At 67.4% G+C, this 20,215-nt stretch carries 21 protein-coding genes and 2 pseudogenes; 10 read left to right on the top strand and 13 right to left on the bottom strand.

What is annotated here, in order from left to right:
• Positions 1 to 26 precede the first annotated feature (26 nt).
• The 6 genes and pseudogenes from OHQ90_RS23655 to OHQ90_RS23680 all read right to left on the bottom strand — a co-directional run.
• Positions 27 to 188, bottom strand: a pseudogene (locus OHQ90_RS23655) (nitroreductase/quinone reductase family protein); the annotation flags it as partial.
• Between the two features lie 104 nt (positions 189 to 292).
• Positions 293 to 706: pseudogene (locus tag OHQ90_RS39500) on the bottom strand (aldo/keto reductase); the annotation flags it as partial.
• A 62-nt stretch (positions 707 to 768) separates the two neighbouring features.
• A complete protein-coding gene (locus OHQ90_RS23665; RefSeq protein ID WP_328400924.1) occupies positions 769 to 1,569 on the bottom strand; it encodes an SCO1664 family protein in 801 nt (266 codons plus the stop codon).
• Between the two features lie 3 nt (positions 1,570 to 1,572).
• Positions 1,573 to 2,157 carry a DUF3090 domain-containing protein gene (locus OHQ90_RS23670; protein ID WP_328400927.1) on the bottom strand — a complete coding sequence of 195 codons (585 nt, stop codon included), beginning with the start codon at positions 2,155 to 2,157 and terminating at the stop codon, positions 1,573 to 1,575.
• 71 nt (positions 2,158 to 2,228) lie between these two features.
• Complete coding sequence (locus tag OHQ90_RS23675) at positions 2,229 to 2,999, bottom strand: histidine phosphatase family protein (RefSeq protein ID WP_328400929.1); 771 nt, start codon at positions 2,997 to 2,999, stop codon at positions 2,229 to 2,231.
• Between the two features lie 13 nt (positions 3,000 to 3,012).
• Positions 3,013 to 3,957, bottom strand: coding sequence for an undecaprenyl-diphosphate phosphatase (locus OHQ90_RS23680; RefSeq protein ID WP_328400931.1), 945 nt, complete (start codon positions 3,955 to 3,957; stop codon positions 3,013 to 3,015).
• Positions 3,958 to 4,236: 279 nt separating this feature from the next.
• Between OHQ90_RS23680 and OHQ90_RS23685 the strand changes: the two genes are divergently transcribed.
• The 4 genes from OHQ90_RS23685 (at position 4,237) to OHQ90_RS23700 (ending at position 9,025) form a co-directional block, all read left to right on the top strand.
• Positions 4,237 to 5,211: an aldo/keto reductase gene (locus OHQ90_RS23685; protein ID WP_328413063.1), complete on the top strand. Its 975-nt coding sequence runs from the start codon at positions 4,237 to 4,239 to the stop codon at positions 5,209 to 5,211.
• A 62-nt stretch (positions 5,212 to 5,273) separates the two neighbouring features.
• Positions 5,274 to 6,338: a heme/hemin ABC transporter substrate-binding protein gene (locus OHQ90_RS23690; RefSeq protein ID WP_328400933.1), complete on the top strand. Its 1,065-nt coding sequence runs from the start codon at positions 5,274 to 5,276 to the stop codon at positions 6,336 to 6,338.
• A 358-nt stretch (positions 6,339 to 6,696) separates the two neighbouring features.
• Complete coding sequence (locus OHQ90_RS23695; protein WP_328413064.1) at positions 6,697 to 7,770, top strand: FecCD family ABC transporter permease; 1,074 nt, start codon at positions 6,697 to 6,699, stop codon at positions 7,768 to 7,770.
• A 391-nt stretch (positions 7,771 to 8,161) separates the two neighbouring features.
• Positions 8,162 to 9,025 (top strand): heme ABC transporter ATP-binding protein, encoded by an 864-nt coding sequence (locus tag OHQ90_RS23700; RefSeq protein WP_328400935.1) that lies wholly within the window; start codon positions 8,162 to 8,164, stop codon positions 9,023 to 9,025.
• Between the two features lie 235 nt (positions 9,026 to 9,260).
• On the opposite strand, the gene OHQ90_RS23705 is transcribed toward OHQ90_RS23700, so the two are convergent.
• From OHQ90_RS23705 to OHQ90_RS23720, 4 genes are read right to left on the bottom strand one after another with little or no spacing between them, the layout of a single operon-like run.
• Entirely contained in the window at positions 9,261 to 9,659 is a 399-nt protein-coding gene (locus OHQ90_RS23705) for a YrdB family protein (RefSeq protein ID WP_328400937.1), read from the bottom strand.
• Between the two features lie 17 nt (positions 9,660 to 9,676).
• Complete coding sequence (locus OHQ90_RS23710) at positions 9,677 to 11,770, bottom strand: MMPL family transporter (protein WP_328400939.1); 2,094 nt, start codon at positions 11,768 to 11,770, stop codon at positions 9,677 to 9,679.
• Entirely contained in the window at positions 11,770 to 12,309 is a 540-nt protein-coding gene (locus OHQ90_RS23715; RefSeq protein ID WP_328400941.1) for a hypothetical protein, read from the bottom strand. The genes OHQ90_RS23710 and OHQ90_RS23715 overlap by 1 nt, the downstream gene beginning before the upstream one ends.
• Positions 12,310 to 12,666: a hypothetical protein gene (locus tag OHQ90_RS23720; protein WP_328400943.1), complete on the bottom strand. Its 357-nt coding sequence runs from the start codon at positions 12,664 to 12,666 to the stop codon at positions 12,310 to 12,312.
• Positions 12,667 to 12,831: 165 nt separating this feature from the next.
• On the opposite strand from OHQ90_RS23720, the gene OHQ90_RS23725 reads away from it, so the two are divergent.
• Genes OHQ90_RS23725 through OHQ90_RS23735 form a run of 3 tightly spaced genes read left to right on the top strand, consistent with a single transcriptional unit; the run spans position 12,832 to position 15,216 of the window.
• Complete coding sequence (locus tag OHQ90_RS23725; RefSeq protein ID WP_328400945.1) at positions 12,832 to 13,854, top strand: YncE family protein; 1,023 nt, start codon at positions 12,832 to 12,834, stop codon at positions 13,852 to 13,854.
• Positions 13,854 to 14,135 carry a DUF5703 family protein gene (locus OHQ90_RS23730; protein WP_328400947.1) on the top strand — a complete coding sequence of 94 codons (282 nt, stop codon included), beginning with the start codon at positions 13,854 to 13,856 and terminating at the stop codon, positions 14,133 to 14,135. Before OHQ90_RS23725 ends, OHQ90_RS23730 begins: the two co-directional genes overlap by 1 nt.
• A gap of 4 nt (positions 14,136 to 14,139) precedes the next feature.
• A complete protein-coding gene (locus tag OHQ90_RS23735) occupies positions 14,140 to 15,216 on the top strand; it encodes a quinone-dependent dihydroorotate dehydrogenase (RefSeq protein WP_328400949.1) in 1,077 nt (358 codons plus the stop codon).
• Between the two features lie 46 nt (positions 15,217 to 15,262).
• On the opposite strand, the gene OHQ90_RS23740 is transcribed toward OHQ90_RS23735, so the two are convergent.
• From OHQ90_RS23740 to OHQ90_RS23750, 3 genes are all read right to left on the bottom strand, one after another.
• A complete protein-coding gene (locus OHQ90_RS23740; RefSeq protein WP_328400951.1) occupies positions 15,263 to 15,679 on the bottom strand; it encodes a hypothetical protein in 417 nt (138 codons plus the stop codon).
• A gap of 54 nt (positions 15,680 to 15,733) precedes the next feature.
• Positions 15,734 to 16,012, bottom strand: a complete 279-nt coding sequence (locus OHQ90_RS23745) for a hypothetical protein (protein WP_328400953.1) — start codon at positions 16,010 to 16,012, stop codon at positions 15,734 to 15,736.
• A gap of 168 nt (positions 16,013 to 16,180) precedes the next feature.
• Positions 16,181 to 16,357, bottom strand: coding sequence for a hypothetical protein (locus tag OHQ90_RS23750; RefSeq protein WP_328400955.1), 177 nt, complete (start codon positions 16,355 to 16,357; stop codon positions 16,181 to 16,183).
• A gap of 137 nt (positions 16,358 to 16,494) precedes the next feature.
• On the opposite strand from OHQ90_RS23750, the gene OHQ90_RS23755 reads away from it, so the two are divergent.
• The 3 genes from OHQ90_RS23755 (at position 16,495) to OHQ90_RS23765 (ending at position 19,840) form a co-directional block, all read left to right on the top strand.
• Positions 16,495 to 17,964, top strand: a complete 1,470-nt coding sequence (locus OHQ90_RS23755) for a carbohydrate kinase family protein (RefSeq protein ID WP_328400957.1) — start codon at positions 16,495 to 16,497, stop codon at positions 17,962 to 17,964.
• Positions 17,965 to 18,179: 215 nt separating this feature from the next.
• Complete coding sequence (locus tag OHQ90_RS23760) at positions 18,180 to 19,016, top strand: GTP cyclohydrolase II (RefSeq protein WP_328400959.1); 837 nt, start codon at positions 18,180 to 18,182, stop codon at positions 19,014 to 19,016.
• 95 nt (positions 19,017 to 19,111) lie between these two features.
• Positions 19,112 to 19,840, top strand: a complete 729-nt coding sequence (locus OHQ90_RS23765; protein WP_328400961.1) for a GTP cyclohydrolase II — start codon at positions 19,112 to 19,114, stop codon at positions 19,838 to 19,840.
• Positions 19,841 to 20,215 lie beyond the last annotated feature (375 nt).

A 20,215-nucleotide genomic window follows, 5' to 3' on the forward strand; every position in this document is an offset into this window, starting at 1 on the left:
CAGTGACAGCCACAGAGCCCGCCGCACTAGCCCTCGGTGCCGTCACCGGCCGGTGTGCCCACGCTGATTGGTTCGAGCACGAAGACCGGAATCCGGCGATCGGTCTTGCGCTGGTAGTCGGCGTAGTCCGGGTACGCGTCCACCGCCCGGCGCCACCAGAGGGCCTTTTCGTCCCCGAATGTGGCTCGCAGTCGGCGATGAAATCTCCGGGGAACCCGAGCTGGAACGGAGCCGCGGCCTCCAGCCGTCGCACCGCGTCGTCGGTCAGCGTGAGCTGCACCGCGCCCACATTGTCGGAGAGCTGGGCCACACTACTGACGCCGATGATCGGCACGACCGCCGCCAACTTGTGTCGAAGCCAAGCCAGCGCCACCTGCGCGGGACGCACGCCCAACTCGGCGGCGACCTCCGCGACGGCTTGGGCCGCGGCACGGTCGCGGGCAGTGAGTTCGGCCGCCGAGACCCGGCGGCCGTTCGCGCCCGCGTGTACTCGGTGCCGAGGACGAAACGGTCGCGGCGTTGGATCACCGCACCGAGCTGGCTCTCTCCTTCGCCGAAGGCCCGATGCGGTGTCCAGGACATTGCCACCCGCGTCGGCATCAGCGTCGATGATGCGTCGACTTTCCTCGGCGTGATCGAAACCCATTGTGCCCAAGACGAGTTCAGAGATTCGTAAGCCGGTCGAGCCGAAGAGTCGGTAGCGCATGCGCCCAGTCCGGTACACGACGCGACACCGGAGGGAGGCCCTGCCAGGGGGCACCCTGCCGATCAGAACGCGGGCCAGGGAATCGGGCGGGCGGTGCGCGGCACCGGCATCACCGGGTCGTCCAGCAGATCCTGGGTCCGATCGGCGAGTGCCCCGATCTCGGCGTCGGTGAGGTGCGGGGCGAGAGCGTCGGCGAGCTGACCGGGCAGCGCCTTCGCGAACGCGGTGATGTCGTCGAGCAGATCCTGGCCGACGCCGCGGCCTGCCCATCCCCACAGCACGGTACGGAGTTTGTGATCGCTGTGCAGGCAGATGCCGTGGTCGACCCCGTAGACCTGACCGTCGCTGCCTTCGAGTGCGTGCCCGCCCTTGCGGTCGGCGTTGTTGAGCAATAGGTCCAGCACCGCCATCCGCTGCAGGCGCGGATCGTCGGCATGGATCAGCGACACCTCGTTACCTGCCGGGTCGAGGGCGCGCAGCACTTCACAGAAGCCGTCGGGGACCGCGCCCGCGGGCACCAGGTCGATCAGGTCGAGCCGGTTGCCCTGCGCGGTGTGATTGTCCACGGCCTCCACCCAGCGCTGCACCATGCCGGGACCGTAGGGGCCCTCACGCAAGATGGTTTCCGGGATGACACCCCAGCCGAGCGCATCCGATATCAGGTACGAGGCCACCTCGCGGCCCGCGAGGGTGCCGTCGGGGAAGTCCCACAGCGGTTGCTCACCGCGCACGGGCTTGTACACCACCCGCAGTGGCGCGCCGTCGGGATCCGTGCTCGCGGGCACGTCACAGACGAGGGTGACATTGCTTGCGACGGTTACCCGGCCGATCACCGTCAGCTCGGCGGTGTGCCACGCGGCCACCGGCTACTCCTCCAGCTCGGCGGCGCCGAAAATGTCCCCGCGCTTGTATCCGTTGGTTCGCACACACATGTGCCCGCGCGCCGAGAGTGGTTCGCCGCACAGCGGGCACGGCGGCCGCCCCGCGGCGATGACACGGGTCGAGCGCAGCGCGAATTCGCGCGCCTGGATCGGGGTCAGGAACACCCGTACCGCGTCCGGACCCTCCTCGGTGTCATCGAGCACCACCGACTCGTCCACTTCGGTCTCGGTGATCGCCAGCAGCTCCACCACCACCGCTCCCGCGTCGGCGTCCCAGCCCAAGCCCATGGTGCCGACCCGGAATTCGGCGTCGACCGGCGTCACCAGCGGATCCACATCGGCCACGTCGTCGGCTTGCGGCGGCACCTCGGCGCCGAAGCGCCGCGCGACCTCGTCCAACAGCAGACCCATGCGGTCGGCGAGCACCTTCACCTGCTGCTTCTCCAGCAGCACGCTGACGACGCGCGGTTCCTGCACGGCCTGCAAATAGAACGAACGATCGCCCGGCTCACCGACAGTCCCGGCGACGAAACGATCGGGGGTGCGGAATACATGGATTGCGCGTGACACATGCACCTCCTGATACGTGACCCTGATCGACTACCCGCGGCGCACAGACATTCAACACGCCGACTACTCGTTTACAAGGAATCTCGACGCTCCGCATTCCCATTATCCGCACTTCCGGTATCGCCTACCTCCCCGCCAGGAACGGGACCGGAGGTGTCAACCGGTTCGCCGTCCTGCGTGGCGCGGGAATCGGCCACCGGGCGTGGCATATTGGACGCCGCCAGCGCGGAAAGGTCGGTCCCGGTGTCGTTGACACGCCAGACATACGGTGCCGTCGGGGTGTAGCGGACGACACTGATCGACGCGGGCTCCACCACGATGCGTTGAAATCCGTCCAAATGGATGCCGAACGCGTCGGCGAGCACCGACTTGATGACATCACCGTGCGAGCACGCCACCCACAGCACGTCGTGGCCGTGCTGCTCGGCGAATCTCCGGTCGAGTTCGCGGATCGCGGCCACCGCGCGGGCCTGCACCTGCGCGAGCCCTTCGCCCCCCGGGAACACCGCGCCGGAGGCGTGCTGTTGCACGACCTTCCACAGTGGTTCGGTGAGCAGGTCGGCCAACGGCTTGCCGGTCCAGTCGCCGTAGTCGACCTCGATCAGCCGGTCGTCATATTCCGGTTCCAGGTCGAGTTTGTCCGCCAGCGGCGCGACCGTGCGCTGGCAGCGCAGTAGCGGTGAGTGCACGATGTGCTCGATGGGCAGTGCGGCGAGGCGGACGGCGAGCGCCCTGGCCTGTTCGTTGCCGCGCTCGGTCAGATCGACGCCTTGGCTGCGGCCCGCGAGTGTGCGGGCGGTGTTCGAAGTCGACACACCGTGTCGCAGCAGGATTACCGTCATGCGGTCAGCCTAATCATGTCGCCGACACCACCCCGCCCGCCAGCAGGCCCATCATGGTCAGCCCGAGCACGATACGGTAGCCGACGAACCAGTCCAGCGAGTGCTTGGCGACGAACTTGAGCAGCCACGCCACCGAGGCGTAGCCGACACCGAACGCCACGATCGTGGCGACGAGCAGCTGTGGGCCGCTGGCATTGAGTCCCTCTCCTGCCGGTTCGAACGCATCGGGCAGGCTGAACAGGCCGGACGCGGTCACCGCGGGAATGGCGAGCAGGAACGAGAACCGCACCGCGGCCTCGCGCTCGAGCCCGAGGAACAGACCGGCCGTGGCGGTGGCACCGGAGCGCGACACACCCGGGATCAACGCGAGGCACTGAGCGAAACCCATGACGAGCCCGTCGCGGGTGGTCAGCTGCTCGATCGGGCGGATCTTGCGACCGTAGTACTCACCGGCGGCGATGACCAGTGCGAACGCGATCAGCATGAACGACACCAGCCACAGGTTCCGGGCTCCCGTGCGGATCTGGTCTTTGAGCAGGAAGCCGAGCAGGCCGATGGGGATGGTCGCGATGATCACATACCAGCCGATGCGGTAGTCGAGTTCGCGCTGCGCGTCCTCGTCGAGAAGCGGGGGCTCGCCGGGTCGCATGACGGGAAGCTTGGTGGTGACCTGGTCGGTGAGCGGCACGGTTTGCCTGGCGGGCCTGGACACCTTGCGCACCAGGGTGCTGAACCAGGCGCGCACGATGCGCCAGATGTCCTTGGCGAAGTACACCAGCACGGCGGCCTCGGTGCCCAGCTGGGTCACCGCGGTGAACGAGGCGCCCGCGTCGTCGCCGAAGAACACCGCCGACACGATGCGCAGGTGCGCCGAGGAGGAAATCGGCAGAAACTCGGTGAGCCCCTGCACCAGACCGAGTATCAGCGCTTGCACCCAGGTCATGGACTCGCCGACCATGTACCGTCCTCCGCTTCTGCCCGAAATATCCGTTCCGGCTGGGCAATTGGTCCACAGGCGGGTCGCACTGACATGATCACCGCCGCAATCACGCAGCGACAGTACAGTGTCGAAGCGAGGACCGGGTGTCGGGGCGGTGACCAGCGCTGCGGTCCGTCGCGGGTCCGTCGCGCCCGCGACACGCGGTGACAGCGGCAATGCGACGCACAGTGCACGTGACCGCCCGCATCCGCTCGCACGCTCTAGGCTTGGCGCCGTGACGAAATCGTGGACACGGTGATGGAACAGCGTACGGTCGGTCGCAGTGGCCTACGGGTGTCCCGGATAGGTTTGGCGACCCACACCTGGGGTTCGCATACGGATTCCGACGAAGCGGCCGTGCAGCTGGTGGCGTTCACCGATGCCGGTGGCACGCTGGTGGACACCTCCCCCGCCTACGGCGGCGGTGCGGCGCAACGGATCCTGGCCGAGCTGCTCGGTGACCTGGTCTCGCGTGACGATCTGGTGCTCAGTGGTTGTGCCGGTGTGCTGCCGAGGATTTCGCCTGCGCCCGCAGGTCCGTCGGTGCCCGAGCCGGAACCGGCCCGCCCGACGGTGGACACCTCGCGGCGCACCCTGCTGCGTCAACTCGACCGGACGCTGCTCGAGCTCGGCACCGACTACCTCGACATCTGGAACGTCGCCGCCTGGGATCCGCGGACCCCACTCGACGAAGTCGCGGCGACCCTCGAATTCGCGGTGCGCTCGGGGCGGGTCCGGTACGCGGGCGTGCGCGGGTTCGGCGCCTGGCAGTTGGCCAGTCTCGCCGCCATTGCGCCGATCTCCGTCGCGCAGGCGCCGTATTCGCTGCTAGCGCGCGGCTCCGAGGGTTCTTTCCTGCCTGCGGCCGATCACCACGGCGTCGGACTGATCGCGTCCGCCCCGTTGGCGGGCGGCATCCTCACCGGTAAATACCGTGACGGTGTGCCCGCCGATTCGCGGGGCGCGGACGAGGCGACCGCTGCCGAGATCCGCCACCGGCTCGACGAGCGCGCAACCCGGGTCGTGGACGCATTGGTCACCGCCGCCGACGGCCTGGCCACCTCGCCGCTCGCGGTGGCGCTTGCGTGGATTCGGGATCGCCCCGGCGTCGCGAGCATGATCGTCGGCGCCCGCGACATCGGGCAGCTCACCGGTGTGCTCGCCGCGGAGGCTCTCGAACTGCCGCGTGCCATCGCGGCCGCTCTGGACGACGTCAGCGCACGCACGGAATGACGCAAGTTAGCCTTGCCTGCATGAGGTGTGTGACGTCGAGGCATTCAGCTTCTCCGGCGTGCTTGTCCGCAGCCGCGCCCGTCCAGGCGCGACCGATCGGCGGCGTCCGAAGTGGATGGGAGCGTGCGGTCTATGCCGTCCTCGCGCTGACCATCCTCGTCGGGGTCGCCGCGTGCGGCACCGGCAGCGATGCCACGACCTCCGGGCGTCAGGGACAGAGCACTGCCACGCTGGCGAATCTCGACCCCACGCCGATCGGGCCGGAACCGACCCCGACCCTGCCTGCGACGGTGCGGTCGTTCGACGGCTCCGAGGTCACCGTCACCAGCGCGAGCCGCATTATCGCCGCCGACCGCTACGGCACCCTCGCGCAGATCGTGTGGGCGTTGGGCCTGGGTCCCAAAATCGTCGGCCGCAGCACCGCTGCCTCGTTCCCCGCGGTGCAGAACGTGCCCAACGTGACCGGCGGCAGCGGTTCGCTGAACGTGGAATCCATTCTGGCGCTGCGTCCTTCGGTGTTCCTCACCGACAGCACCAGCGCCGCGCCCGCAGTGCGCGAGCAGTTGCGCGCGGCAGGTGTCACCGTCGTGTACTTCGACCCGCAACGCACGATGGACGGTGTGGTGCCCCAGATCGAGGCCGTCGCAGGCGCCCTCGGCGTTCCCGACAGCGGGCAGGCTCTCGCCCAGCGCACCCGCGACGAGATCGCCGCTGCGAGCGCCGCCGTCCCGAGGCAGGACAAGCCCCTCACCATCGCCTTCCTCTACCTGCGCAGCACCGCCATCACCATGCTCGCTGGCCCCGGCTCCGGCGCGGATGCACTCATCGCCGCATTGGGTGCCAAGGACGCGGGCGCCGTGGCAGGACTGAAGGAACCCTTCGTCGCGATCACCAGCGAGGCCATGATCGGCGCCGCCCCCGACGTGCTGCTCGTCATGACCGACGGCCTGCATTCGGTCGGCGGCGTCGACGGATTGGAGAAGGTCCCCGGCATCGCGCAAACTCCCGCAGGCCGCAACCGACGTGTGGTCGACATGTCCGACGCGGTCCTGCTGAGCTTCGGCCCGAACACCGGCCGCGTCATCGCAGCCCTGAGCGAGGCCGTGTACGGCACCCGACCGGCATGAGCACGGGCGGTGAGCAAGTAGTCGATGGAACGGACTCGGGTCCGTTCGAAGCAGCTTCTGGTGTATTCGGCATCGAAGCCGGTCTATTCGGCACGAGTTCGAGCCTCATCGGAACGACCGCCCCGGCGGTCCGGGCAACCGACCCGTTCGGCACGAACCTGTTCGGGGCGGTGTCGGGTCGAAGAGCCACCGCCCGCGACCGCAATGGCATGTCCCAGGCGGTGCAGACCGGCACAGATTCCGGCCGGATCGCCGCAGAGTCTCGAAGGAACGGAAGCCCGAGGCCGGTGGCAGCACGCACAGGCGAGGTGCTGTGGTGAGTGGAGCGACGTCGGGGAGCACCTCGATCGATCGGTCGATGCCGCACAGCCCGCAGCCGACTGCTCCGAAATCCCGTGGCCGTTCGCGCACCGCGATCGTCTTCGTTGTCGCGGTGGCCGTGCTGGTTCTGCTCGCACTGGCTTCCGCTGCGATCGGGCAGGTGCCGACCACGCCCGCCGAGGTGGCGGGCAGTGTGGTGCATCGGATCGGCCTGGACTGGGGGCCGATGCCCGCCCATCCTGCCGGTGAGGTGACGTTGTGGCAGGTCCGTTTCCCGCGGGTGGTGCTGGCGATGCTGGTGGGCGCGGCATTGGCGACAGCGGGTGCATTGTTGCAGGGCGTGTTCGCCAATCCGCTCGCCGAGCCCGGTGTGATCGGAGTGTCGGCGGGTGCCGCAGTCGGTGCGGGGACCGTGATCGTGTTCGGCGGCGCGTTCGTCGCCGCGTGGTCGGTCGCGGCGGCGGCGTTCGTGGCGGGTCTGGCAACCACCCTGCTCGTGTATGTGCTTGCCCGATCCAATGGGCGCACCGAGGTGGTCACCCTGGTGCTCACCGGCGTCGCGATCAATGCCTTCGCAGGCGGCCTCATCGCCTTCCTGCTGTTCGTCGCTTCTCCCGCCGCCCGCGATCAGATCGTGTTCTGGCAACTGGGCAGCCTCAACGGCGCCACCTGGGCCTCGGTGCGCGTGGTCGCGCCACTCACCGCTGTCGGCGTGCTCGCCGCGATCTTCATCGCACCGCGCCTGGACCTGCTGGCCCTCGGCGAGTCCGCCGCCCGCCATCTGGGTGTCGACGTAGAACGCTTGCGCCGCAACGTCATCCTGGTCGTCGCGATCCTGGCCACCGCGGGCGTCGCCTTCACCGGCATCATCCTGTTCGTCGGCTTGATCGTCCCGCACCTGGTCCGCATGCTCGTCGGCCCCGCGCACCGCGTCCTGATCCCCTTGAGCGCCATCATCGGCGCGGTGGTCCTGCTCGCCGCCGACGTGGGCGCCCGCTCCCTCGTCGACAACGCTGACCTCCCCCTCGGCATGCTCACCTCCCTCATCGGCGGCCCCTTTTTCTTCTGGCTGCTGCGCCGAACACGCGCCCGCGCGGGAGGATGGGCATGACCGGCTCATCGACGCGTTTCCCGCGTACCTCGGCCACGGCTTCTGCGCCGGTAAACGGCTGGTGGTCGTTTCGTGGCGGCTGCCGCCAGAGCACTGACCGGAGTTTCGATGGCGCGGCACGGTCGGAACAGTCCCGACAGGCTCTGCTGCTTGCTGCGGACTCGAACATGTCCTCCCGCACTGAGCGGCGCGACCGCGCCGTCCCGGGACGTCCCCGCAAGTTCGGTCCGCACAGCGCGCAATCAAACCAGTCATCCAGCACTGGGCGACGTGGCGACCGGAGTCACCGTGTGACAGGCATGCCCTGCGGTCTCGATGGGGTCCTTGCCTGGACGGACGAATCGCCTGCGACAACCGGCCGCGTGGCCGAGTTGGTCATTGGGGGCGACACATGAGCGGCATGCGGCACGGGCTCGGCGGGGTTTTTGCGCGGACGCACGAGCTGCCGGTAGCGCACGAACGGGATTCGGTCACGCTGCGCGCTGTCGGTGTGAGCATCGATCGACGTGATGCCACCGGATCGGGAAGTCGTCGTGTGCTCGAGGCGGTGAACTTCGAGGTCGTTGCCGGGCAGGTCGTCGCATTGGTGGGCCCGAACGGTGCCGGCAAGTCCACGTTGCTTGCCGCCCTTGCGGGCGAGCTCGCCCCGGCCGAAGGGGCGGTCGAACTCGACGGGCGGTCGTTGGCCCACTGGTCTGCGCTCGATATGGCGCGCCGGCGCGCCGTACTCCCGCAGAGCCACACCGTCGGGTTCCCGTTCACCGCGCGCGAAGTTGTCGCCATGGGACGTGCGCCGTGGGTGCGCACCCGACTTCGTGCGCTCGATAACGAGAAGATCGCCGCCGCCATGGCCGCCACCGACGTGGAACACCTTGCGGCCCGGTCATTTCCGACACTGTCGGGCGGCGAACGCGCGCGCGTCGCGCTGGCCCGCGTCCTCGCCCAGGACACCGCAACCCTGCTTCTGGACGAGCCCACCGCCGCCCTGGACCTCGGCCATCAGGAGGCCGTGCTGAACCTCGCAACCACCCGTGCCGATGAAGGCGCGGCCGTTGTCGTCGTCCTGCACGACCTCGGCATCGCCGCCGCCTACGCCGATCGTGTCGCCGTTCTGGAATCCGGCCGTGTCGCTGCCGATGGCCCGCCTCGCGCCGTCCTCACCACCGAACTGCTCAGTCGCGTTTACCAACACCCCGTCGAGGTACTCGACCACCCGGTAACCGGCGCCCAACTCGTCCTGCCGGTCCGCCGCTGAGCCGTACAGTCCTCCGGTCGAAGCTGTCATGACGTGGGTCGGGGAGTAAAAGAACCGACGAGCGTGGTTGCCGCGAGCACTGAAGCAACGCTCGGCCACGGACTTGGACGCCGTGCGTACGCACCGGCGCCCGGATGTTGTCCTGCCGAGAGGCAGTATGAATCGGGCCCTCGTGATCGGCGTCGGAGGATGGCTATTGTGACCTACCGTGTGATTGGCCGGCAGCGGCACGGATCTAGCGGCGGTCACGCGCTGTCGGGAAGACTTCCGCCTGCCCGATATCGACAATCAATCCACCCTGCGCACCGGCGCGCACCGCGGCCGTGATCGCCCACATCGCGAAGAATCCGGCACCGGCGATCGGTCCGGCCACCTGACACCAGGCGAGCGCGCCACCGCCGAACCACAACAATTCGAGGGCCAGACGCCATCCGCCGTACAGCTGAAATCTCGCGGTCGTCCCGGCACCGAACAGCGCCCACATGAGGGTGAACAGTGCGGGCGCGCCCAGACCCGCGACGATCCGGGTTGCAGTGCCTGAAGGCAGGGTGAACCCCCAGATTCCCACCCCCACAAGCACCCCCAGCTCCAGCAGGAACACCACAACCAGATTCGCACCCTTGATCGCACGCACGATCGCTCTCCTTCGGCTCAGCGCCAGATCAGTTTCAGCACCGCGGGCGTCAACAACATGCGGATCACTGTCGCGTCGATGATCAGCGCGGCGATCATGCCGTAGGCGATGTACTTCATCAGCACCAGGTCGGAGAAGCCGAACGCGCCGGTCACCACGATGAGGATCGCCGCGGCGGAAGTGATGACGCCGCCGGTGTGGGCAATGCCGTAGCGGATCGCCTCGGGTGGGTCGGCGCCGCCCGCGCGGGCCTCGGCCATGCGCGAGAGCAGGAAGACTTCGTAGTCGGTGGACAGTCCGAAGATGACCGTCACGATCAGCGCCAGCACCGCGAACATCAGTGGCCCCGGGGTGAAATGGAAGATCCCCGCGCCGTGGCCTTGCACGAAAATCCAGGTGAGGATGCCCAGCGTGGAGCCTAGACTCAGTGCACTCATGAGGACGGCCTTGAGCGCGAGGACGAAGGATCGGAACGCGGCGTACATCAGTCCCAGCGCGGCGACCACCAGGATCGCGGCCAGTACCGGTAGCCCGTCGAGCAGTCCGTTGATGCTGTCGCGCTCCAGCGCAGGCACACCCGCGACCATGACCTCGACGCCGGGTGGTTCGGGGATGGCGCGCAGTGCGGCGATCACCGCGTCGGCGTCACGCTTGTCGGCGAGGCCCGCGTTCAACACATTGATGCCGTCTTTGGTCGGCGCGCCGGGTTCGAAGCGCCCGGTGAGCCCGGGAACCTGGTTGGCCTCGAACCGGATGTCACTGAGCTGCTGCGGATTCGCGCCGATCACCACCAGTTTCAGCGGTTCGGTGCGGAAGCTCGGGAAAAGCTCGTCGAAGCGTTCCTGCGCCACCCTGGCCGCGTTGTCCTCAGCGAGATAGCGCTCGCTCAGCCCGCCGAACTCGATGTGGCGGAACGGGATACTCAGCGCCAGCAGCACCAGCACGATCGGCGCTGCGACCAGCCACGGCCGCCGCATCGCCGTGGTGGCGAGCCGCGAGAAGAATCCAGCATCTATCTGGGCTTCGGTTTTGCTATGGGAGAAGCGATGCCAGCCCCACAGATCGATGCGCCGCCCGACGATGCTGAGCACCGCGGGCAGTGCGGTGACCGACAGCAGCGCGGCAAGCAATACCGAACTGATGCCGCCGTAAGGAACCGAGCGCAGCACACCGATGGGGAAGATGAACAACGCGCCCAGGCTGATCGCGATGATCGCCGCCGAGAACAACACCGTGCGCCCCGCGGTGGCGACGGTGCGCGCGGTCGCCTCCTCCACCGTGTGACCGGAGGCCAACTCCTCCCGGAACCTCGTCACAGTGAACAACCCGTAATCGATGGCGAGCCCGAGACTGACCAAAGTCACTACCGCGCTGGCGAATACGTTGACATTGATGTGGTCGGTGAGCACGCGCATGGTGCCCTGCGTGCCGAGCACCGTCATCCCGCCGATGAGCACGGGAAGCAGTGCGCCGATCACCCCGCCGAAGACGAAGTACAGCAGGATCGCCACGATCGGCAGTGCGATCATTTCGGCGCGTTTGATGTCGTGCTGCATGCCCTGGTTGATGCCCTCGACGACCGGCTGCAACCCGGCAAGCTGCACCGTCGTGTCGCCGGGCCCGCTACCGGCCGGTCCGGCGCCGAGCTCGTCCTTGACCGCGGCGTAGTTCTCCACGGTGGCGGTGCCTGCACCGCGCAGTCCGATGCTGGCGAAGGCGTGGGTGTGGGAGGCGTCGGTGGCCTGCGAGGCGAATGGGCTGTCCCAATAGCTGTCGATCTTCTGGACCCGGTCGGGGTGCCGGGCAAGCACCTGATTCAGTGCGGTCGTCACCGCGGCACGCACCGCCGGATCGTCGACCGTGCTGCCCTCGGGCGCGGTGTAGACGGCGATGATGTCGCTGTCGGTATCGCGTCCGAAGGTGTCGTCGGCGATCTTGGAGGCGGCCACCGATTCGCTGCTCTCGTCGAACCAGCCCTCTTGGGTCAGCCTGCCCGACAGATCACGGCCGTACCAGCCGGAGGCGACAACGGCCAGCGCGAACACCGCGAGCACGAGATACCGGTGGCGATGGACGACATGGCCCCACCGTGCCAGGCCGGTATCCAGCACTAGCCGCAGGCCGGGGTGCGGTAATCGGCCGAGCGCAGGATGCCACACAGATCGGTGCGGGAGATCTTCCACTTGCCGTCGATGAGCACGAAATGCACCACGGTGGTGCGCACGGCGGAACCGGTTCCGTCTTTGTCCAGGCGCATGGTCGCGGTCAAGGTGCCGTCGCGATTGTCGAAGATCGGGTCGGTGACCCCGTACACGGCGCGCGGATTGTCCTGCAGCGCCTTGTACATGTCCGGGATGGCGTCCTTGAACACCTCGCCGTCTTCGATGAGATCGGTGCGTTCGCTGTCGGGCAGCGCCGGGTCGAGTGCGCGTTTGATCTGCGCGTCCAGTTCGGCGGCGGTCGGCAGCGGCCGGTGCGCGGCGCTCGAGGAGGCGGCGACCGATGAGGACAGCGAGGCGTTGGCCGAGGAGCGCGCGGCATCGACGGCCGCTTCGTCCGGTCCCGAGTTGCATGCCGCGGCCGAGGCCAGCGTGATGAGGGCCGCTGCGGTCAGCGCGGTACGGGCGAATCGTGTGGTTGGCATCACCATCTACATACCATCGATGACGGAACTGATTCGTCCGAGCAGCGCCCGCACCGTCGTCATGTCACGCTCGGCGGCCGCTTCGACCGGCGCCGCGTCCGGAATCATGTCCCGCACCAGCGCCACCACACTGCGTTCATCGTCGAGATCGATGTCGGTGACGCGGGCCTGGGCGATCGCGACGACGTCCTCGGGGCCTGGCACGTCGCTGTCGAGGTCGGCACGGTAGATCTCCAGCGTGACGGTCGAGCGGACCGTACGGAAGGCGTAGGGCCTGCCGTCGGCGGTGGTGCCGAATCCGTGAGCAAACGGGCCAACGGTTATGTCATCGATGGCAAATCCCGATGGGTGGTCGGCTTTCAACCAGATCTCCCTGAGTTGGACACTGTTTCAACCTAACCGTAACCCCGAACACCGACATTCTCCTCGAGCCGCCACCCCGGTCGGCCGCGCCGGTGCGCCATCATGGTCAGATGGTGATGTTGTGGATGATCGGTCGGTAGTACGTCGGTAGAAGGAGTTCGGTGGATGCGCCCTCGCGGCTCGGTCCCCTCGACCATTGTGGGTGTCGCGGTGTTGGTGCTGCTGGCCGGATGCTCCTCCGACACCGACGGTAAAGACCTGCCGACCAGACCACCGGCCACCGCCGCGGTCTCCTCGGATACGACCGCCGCACCGGCCGATCAAGTTCTGTCGGTCACCACACAGATCACCGACCTGCTCGTCGTCACCGGAACCGGTCTGCTCGCAGCGCTCGACAGCAGCGCGACGGCGCTGCTGCTCATGGACCCGGCCACCACCCCGCCTGTGGTGCGCGCGGTCGCGCTGCCCGCGAAGGCCGCTGCCCTCGCCTCGGGACAGGACGGCGAAGTTCTTGTCGCCCTGCCGAATCGGGTGCTGCGCGTCGACTCCGCGGCATCGACAACCACTGCGGTGACCGTCGACGGTGACGTGCACGCGGTGCAAGAACGCGGCGACGGCGCACTCGTCGTCGGCACGGCTGACGGCAAGGTGCGCGTCCTGTCTCCCGCAGGCGAGGTCCTCGACACCGTGTCCGGGCTCGCTTCGGCCGACGCGTTGGCCCTCACCGGCGATCGGGTGAGCGTGCTCGACCGCCGTCAGACCTCGCTCACCGAACTCGACCTGGGCAAAGATCAGCTCGGGTTGGCTCTGCGCGCCGGGGACGGCGCCACCAACCTGATCACCGACCACTTCGGCCGCATCGTCGTCACCGACACTGCAGGTAACGAACTGTTGGTCTACACGGCCGGACCGCTCGTCCTGCGGCAGCGTTTCCCGGTAGGATCGTCGCCTTACGCGCTTGCCTACGACCAACGGTCCGAGACCGTGTGGGTGACGTGCACGCAGACCAACGAAGTCGTCGGATTCGATCTGTCGACGGGTATACCGAAGGAAGTGGGCCGATTTCCGACGGTCCGGCAGCCGAATTCGGTCGCCATCGACGAGCGCACCGGCGATCTGTTCGTCGGATCCGCGACCGGGAACGGTCTGCAGCGAATCCGGGCGGACCAGCGGAAGGGAGGGCAGTGATGGCGCCGAAGGATGACCAACCACCACAGCACCGAAGGACCCGCAGCCATCGCGCGGCGCTCCCCGCGAGCTGGGAAACCACCAGTGACGACTACGAATACGTGCCACTGCGACTACCGCCGGAGGTGAATCGGGTGACCGCGTCCATGCGGCTGGCCATTCAAGCCGAATTCGGCGGCTGGGAACTCTCTCGCGTGCGCGCCTATACAGACGGCAGCCGCCGAGTGCTGCTGCGCCGCCGAAAAACCGCGCTGCTACCCCAGCCCGAACCGGGGATGTGAACCGATGTACGCACTGCTATTGCGCTTGATGTTCCTGCTACCGCCGGAACGCATCCACCATCTGGTCTTTGCCGCAATGAAACTGGCCGACCGCTTCCCGCCCTCGCGCTGGGCAATGTCGAAGGTCCTGGTTTCCGACGATCCCATTCTGCGCAACACCGCCTTCGGCGTCGAGTTCCCTGCGCCGCTCGGCTTGGCCGCCGGCTTCGACAAGAATGCCGACGGCGTCGACGCGTGGGCACCGCTCGGTTTCGGTTTCGCCGAGATCGGCACAGTGACCGCCCGGGCCCAGCCGGGCAATCCCGCCCCGCGACTGTTCCGGCTGCCCGCCGATCATGCCCTCATCAACCGGATGGGCTTCAACAATCACGGCGCGGCCGCCGCGGCCGAGCAGCTGCGTGGCCGCCGCGGCGGAGTCCCGGTCGGCGCGAACATCGGCAAAACGAAGATCGTCGAACCGGAGGGCGCCGCAGCCGATTACGCGATCAGCGCGGCGCTGCTCGGTCCACTCGCCGATTTCGTCGTTGTCAACGTGAGCTCTCCCAATACCCCCGGCCTGCGTGACCTGCAGGCCGTCGAATCGCTGCGCCCGGTGCTGCAGGCCGTGCTCGACAGCGTGCAGGTTCCGGTGCTGGTGAAGATCGCCCCCGATCTTTCCGACGAGGACATCGACGCGGTGGCAGACCTCGCGGTCGAACTGCGCCTGGCCGGCATCGTTGCCACCAATACCACCATCCGCCGCGACGGTCTGCACACTCCTGTCGCCGAGGTCGAAGCCATGGGCGCGGGCGGCCTGTCCGGTGCTCCCGTCGCCGAGCGCTCCCTCGATGTCCTGCGCCGCCTCTACCGCCGCGTCGGCGACCGCCTTGTCCTCATCTCCGTCGGCGGCATCGAAACCCCCGACCAGGCCTGGGAGCGGATCCTCGCGGGCGCTACCCTGCTGCAGGGCTACACCGGCTTCATCTACGGCGGCCCTTTCTGGACTCGCAACATCCATCGCGGCATCGCCGCCCGGCTGCGCGACAACGGGTACAAATCGATCGCCGACGCGATCGGCGCCGAGCACGGCGATCGCTCCTGACACCTGCGGCGGCATTCGGTGCAGCCGTGCATGGTGTGCCGCGCTGCTATCCGAGCACGCGAGGCGGCCCACTGCGATGCATCGAAATGCGGCGTGAGCGGAAGGTGCGCCCAGTCGTGACCGGTGCACCGGCCGCGGCACCCTCAGGTTCCGGCATCTCGCCCACATGCTGATGCATACGCGCCAGGATCCGCTTGGACAGCAGGATCACCGCCTGCTCCCAGCGGATGCCGATGGTGTCCGCTCGCTTGGTCGCTTCGAAGTGCGCATCCCGGTCATGCACGCCACTCGGATCGCTGAGGATCTCGTCGAGTTCCATGCCGGCCAACGCCTGTCCCCTGGTCAGCAACTGGTCGGGCAGCCAGCTCAACGACCACACTGCCGCCCCCGATCCGGTGGTCTTGTACGCAGATTCGGGGGTTATGTCACTGATCATCGTCCATTCGGTCATATGCACGTTCATGGGTGCCTCCGGTGCAACAGCTCGAGCCTGGTGAGCTCTGGGGGTACAACATGGTCACGAATGACTCCGGTCGAGCATCCGTTGATGCAACAGGCCGATGGCTTGCCGCACGGTGATTCCGAGTCGATCGGCCAGCGCCTGCGCGGCGGGGTCCGATGCCAGGTCCGGATGGCTGAGGATCTCCTGCAGTTCCATGCCGGCCAGTGCCTGTTCGCGGGTCAGTGGCTGGGGCAACCAGCTCAGTCGCCACGCCGGTTCCTCGGGGCCTGCTCGCCATGCCCATTCGGGCGTGACGCTGCTGGTCATCGACCGGCTGCTTTCGTAGATCGTCACGGCTGTCTCCATGGGCGGAGGAATCGTCACCGATGCTGCGGCCGGGGAGCGTGGGCCCCGGTGGATCCGAGTAACTCGTATCGATCGGGTCTTGCTGCCATCGGAAGAAGCGGAGCGACGACGGTGGCTGATTTCTGTCGGATGTCCGGGTGAACGCGAACCGTTCGCCTAGACCGTGGCGCGGTTGGTCTCCTGCTCGGTTTCGGAGTCGCCGACGCGGTGTTGTCCGCGCCGCCGAGCATGTCGCATCAGGAGCAGCACCCTCATCACCAAACCCTCCCGAGTCGTCTGGTGGGCGATCAGATCGCCGAAACCAGTGTGGCATTTGCCCTTCATGATGGTCAATTGCCGGAGTAAGTTGGGGATTGCCGGATCGTGTTCGCGCTAAACCCCGATCGTCCGGTAGTTCGCCGGCAGAGCACAACGAATCGACAGCACCCAGGGAGGGGCGGATCTTGCAGAACCTTCCGCAGGACTCTCGCATGGTCGCGATACGCAATATCCTCACGCGGCTGTGCAAGTACTCCGGCCTGAGCTCGGATCGCTTGCGCAACACCGAGATCGATGTCGAGCCCTTGCTCGACCTGGTGGTCGTCCGGCAGCGCGCGCTGCGGACGGGCCGGTCACCGGAGGAATCCATGCTGCCCGTCGTCAGCGACATGGCACGCCGCTTGCAGCCGACCGACCGCTTGATCGCCGATGCGGCACTCTCGCTCGGGTTGTTTCGTGAAAGCCCCCCGGACGGAATCGATCTCGATCGCCTCTACGCCGAGAACCTCGGGCAGCGGCGGGAGTATCTGGCCGAGATGTGGCAGCGGTTGCACGAGACGCTGCGGGCCGAGGCCACTCCCGAGGCACCGACGGTGAAGCGGCTGCGCACCTCCTCGGAGCACGACGCGTTCACCGCGCTGGCCGGCCTGCTCGCAGGCGAATCCAGCTACACCATCCCGCAGATGGCCCCCACACCGAAAATCGTAGTGACGCTGCCGAACTCGCAGCCCCGACCGGGCATGGTGACGGTGGTCGGTGACGCGGTCATGGACCACCTCTTCCGTGTCGACCGCATCCCCGCGGTGGACGCGCCCGCTCGTGGCAACGGCTACAGCGAGCATCCCGGCGGCAAAGGGCTCAACCGGGCGGTGGCGGCCGCGCGCCTCGGACTCCAGGTCCGCATCGTCTCCGCGCTCGGGGACGATGAAAACGGCCGTCGCATCAGGGCATACCTCGACACGGCCGGTGTCAGGACCGAGCTGATCAAGACCGCCACCCGCGCACCCTCACCGATCACCGCGGTCATCATGACCTCGAGCGGCGACATGGCGTTGATCGGTGTGCAGGACGATCGGGTCCGCTTGGAAGGAGCGGATCTCGATGGTCCGAATGTGCGTGCGGCGCTCAGCGCCTCGGATGTGGTGCTGCTGACATTCGAACACCCGATCGGCATCATCGGACAGGTGCTGGCCATGGTCGCGAGCATGCGACCCAAACCGCGGTTGATCGTCTGTCCGACCCCGAGTCTGCGGGTACCACAGGATCTCTATCGCTATCTCGACGCGGTCGACTACCTGGTGGGTTCCGCGGACGAGCTCGACAAAATGCTCCCGGCCGTGACCACCGCGTCGAGCGACGATGTCGCGCAGCGGCTGCGCGGGCTCGGGGTCGGCGCAGTGTGCACGGTCGGCGAATTCCAGTGTGCGATGCGATCGGATCGGCTCAACGTCGACGTCACGCATTTTCCGCGGGCACTCAAGAACGCGCCGGGTGCGGCGGCCGCCTTCTCCGCGGCCCTCGCCTACCGGGTGGTCGTTTCGGAGGGGTCGCTCGGCCGGGAAGACCTCGACTGGGCGACCGCGGCCATGCTGTTGACGCAGAAGCTCGGTGACGTGCCGAGCGCCATGCCGCTGACCGGCGATATCGACCAGATCGTCGAGCGTTATGCCGCGAACCGGTGAGCATCGCATCATCGTGAACGGCGACTTTTTACCACCATGCCTCGCACTTCATCTGCACGACACCACACATCCGCTACAGTCCCCGTCGTGACCACGCACATCCAACGGCGTCGCTCCAGCTCGGGTCCGGGGCAGCATTGATCACAGCCGGGTCCCTACTCGGTGCGACCACTCATCGGTTCGCCCGCAAGGGACGCGAAATACAGGTTTCTGTCATGGAAGTCGCCGGTGGCGCCGAGTACGGATATGTACTGGTCTTCGGTGAGCTCACCGACGGGTGCCTGGTGCGGGTGCATTCCCGGTGTCTCTACGGTGATGCGCTCGGCTCCGACGACTGTGACTGCGGGCCCGAACTCGACAAGGCACTCGACCTCATCCAGGCGGCAGGCGCGGGCGTCCTGGTGTATCTGGAGCAGGAGGGCCGCGGCGTCGGGCTGATCGCCAAGGCGCGCGGCTATCAGCAGAGTGAGCGCACCGGCAGCGACACCTTCGCCAGCTACGAAGCACTCGGCTACCCGGCGGATGCCCGCACCTACAACCACGCGGCCAAGAGTCTGGTGCAACTCGGGCTGCGATCGGTGCAGCTGCTGACCAACAACCCGGCCAAGGCCGAGGATTTTCGGTTGGCCGGCCTTACGGTGACCGTCATTCCGCTGCGCACCCGTCCACTGAGCGCACGCGCCGCCGCGTATCTGGAGGCCAAACGTCGACGTCGACGTCATTGGATTCCGACCGACGACGCGCCATGGGCGCCCGCAGACTGGGAATCGGATGCTTTGGGCACTTTCCCGGCCGTGCAGCGTCCACGCCGCAGTCGTCGACTCAGGGGCGTCCGCAAGAGTCGTCTGGTGTTCTGGCGGCGAACCTCCGCTGCCGCGGCGGAAGAGCCGAGCCACGATCCCGCCCCGCTGCCCGGGGCGATGCCGAGCGAAGCCGTCGCATACCTGCCTGCCGAACCGGGCCTGTCGGCCCCCGCCACGCAGCCCGCTGTCGACAATGCCGCGCAGCACATCGGTTACGAAGTCCCCCAGCGAGCCGCCGTCCCCGCGTAGCAGTGCCATGGGAACTGACCTCCGGCTACCATGGATTCATTGTGCGACTGGCAATTTCACAGTTCGTGCACCGCTTCACTATGCATCGGAGGAGCATGGCCAAAGCGGCACCGGGCCTCTCCGCCACCGGACATCGGCTGACTCGTAAGGGGCGTGAGCTCCGCGTCCGGGTCATGCCGATTCCCGGTGGCGAAGACGGCGGTCATGCGCTCGTCTTCGGCGAGATCACCGACGGTTGTCTGGTCCGAATCCATTCCCGCTGTCTCTATGGCGACGCCCTGCAATCCGAGGACTGCGATTGCGGTCCCGAACTGGACAAATCGATGGACCTCATCCAGAACGCCGGGTGCGGTGTGCTTGTGTATCTGGAGCAGGAAGGGCGCGGCGCCGGTCTGGTCAACAAGGCGCGCGGCCTGCGCACCAGTGAGCGTCTGGGAGTCGACACGTTCGACAGCTACGAGCGCCTCGGACTGCGTGCGGATATGCGGTGCTACCGACTCGCCGCCGAGGCGCTGACGGCACTGGAGCTGCGCTCGGTGCGGCTGTTGACCAACAATCCGGACAAGGTGCGTGCGGTGCGGGATCAGGGCATCGCCGTCACGGTGGTGCCTTTGGGGACGCGGCCGCGCAGCGACAAGGCGCGCAAGTATCTCGAGGCCAAGCGGGAACGTCGCGGGCACATGATCCCGCTCGAGGATGTGGGCTGGTCGTCGAGGTTTCGGCGGTCACATGGGCCGTGGTGGTGTCCGCCGGTGTCCTGGTGCATGCGGCGATTCGCTCTCGCGGTGCGAACCGTCACGATCCCCGACGTCCGGTTACGATGATTGTCTATCGAAATCGTTGTGGCCCTGAGCATCTGGCGGATTCTGGGGGTCGTTGCGACACGCTGTTGGTCAACTGGTTTCGGCCAGGAGCTCAGTCAGACGCTCGGCTGTGGTTTCCCAGCCGAGCGTTTTGCGTGGACGGGAGTTGAGTTCCGCGGCAGGGATAGTCGCCCGAGATCCGGCGCCGAGGAGTTCCGGCACACCGTCGAACCGACACAACCCGGGCGAGAACCCTCGCGGTTGACCCACGCTGCGGAGAAGGGCGCGTCCACGCCGGTGCTGATGAAGCTGTCCGGGCATACGTCGGTTCGCGGCCTCGCGAAGTACGCGCGGGTGTCCGATGTAGGTCTCCTGAACTTCCAGGCCGACACCGAT

The organism is Nocardia sp. NBC_00403 (genome assembly GCF_036046055.1).
GTDB lineage: Bacteria > Actinomycetota > Actinomycetes > Mycobacteriales > Mycobacteriaceae > Nocardia.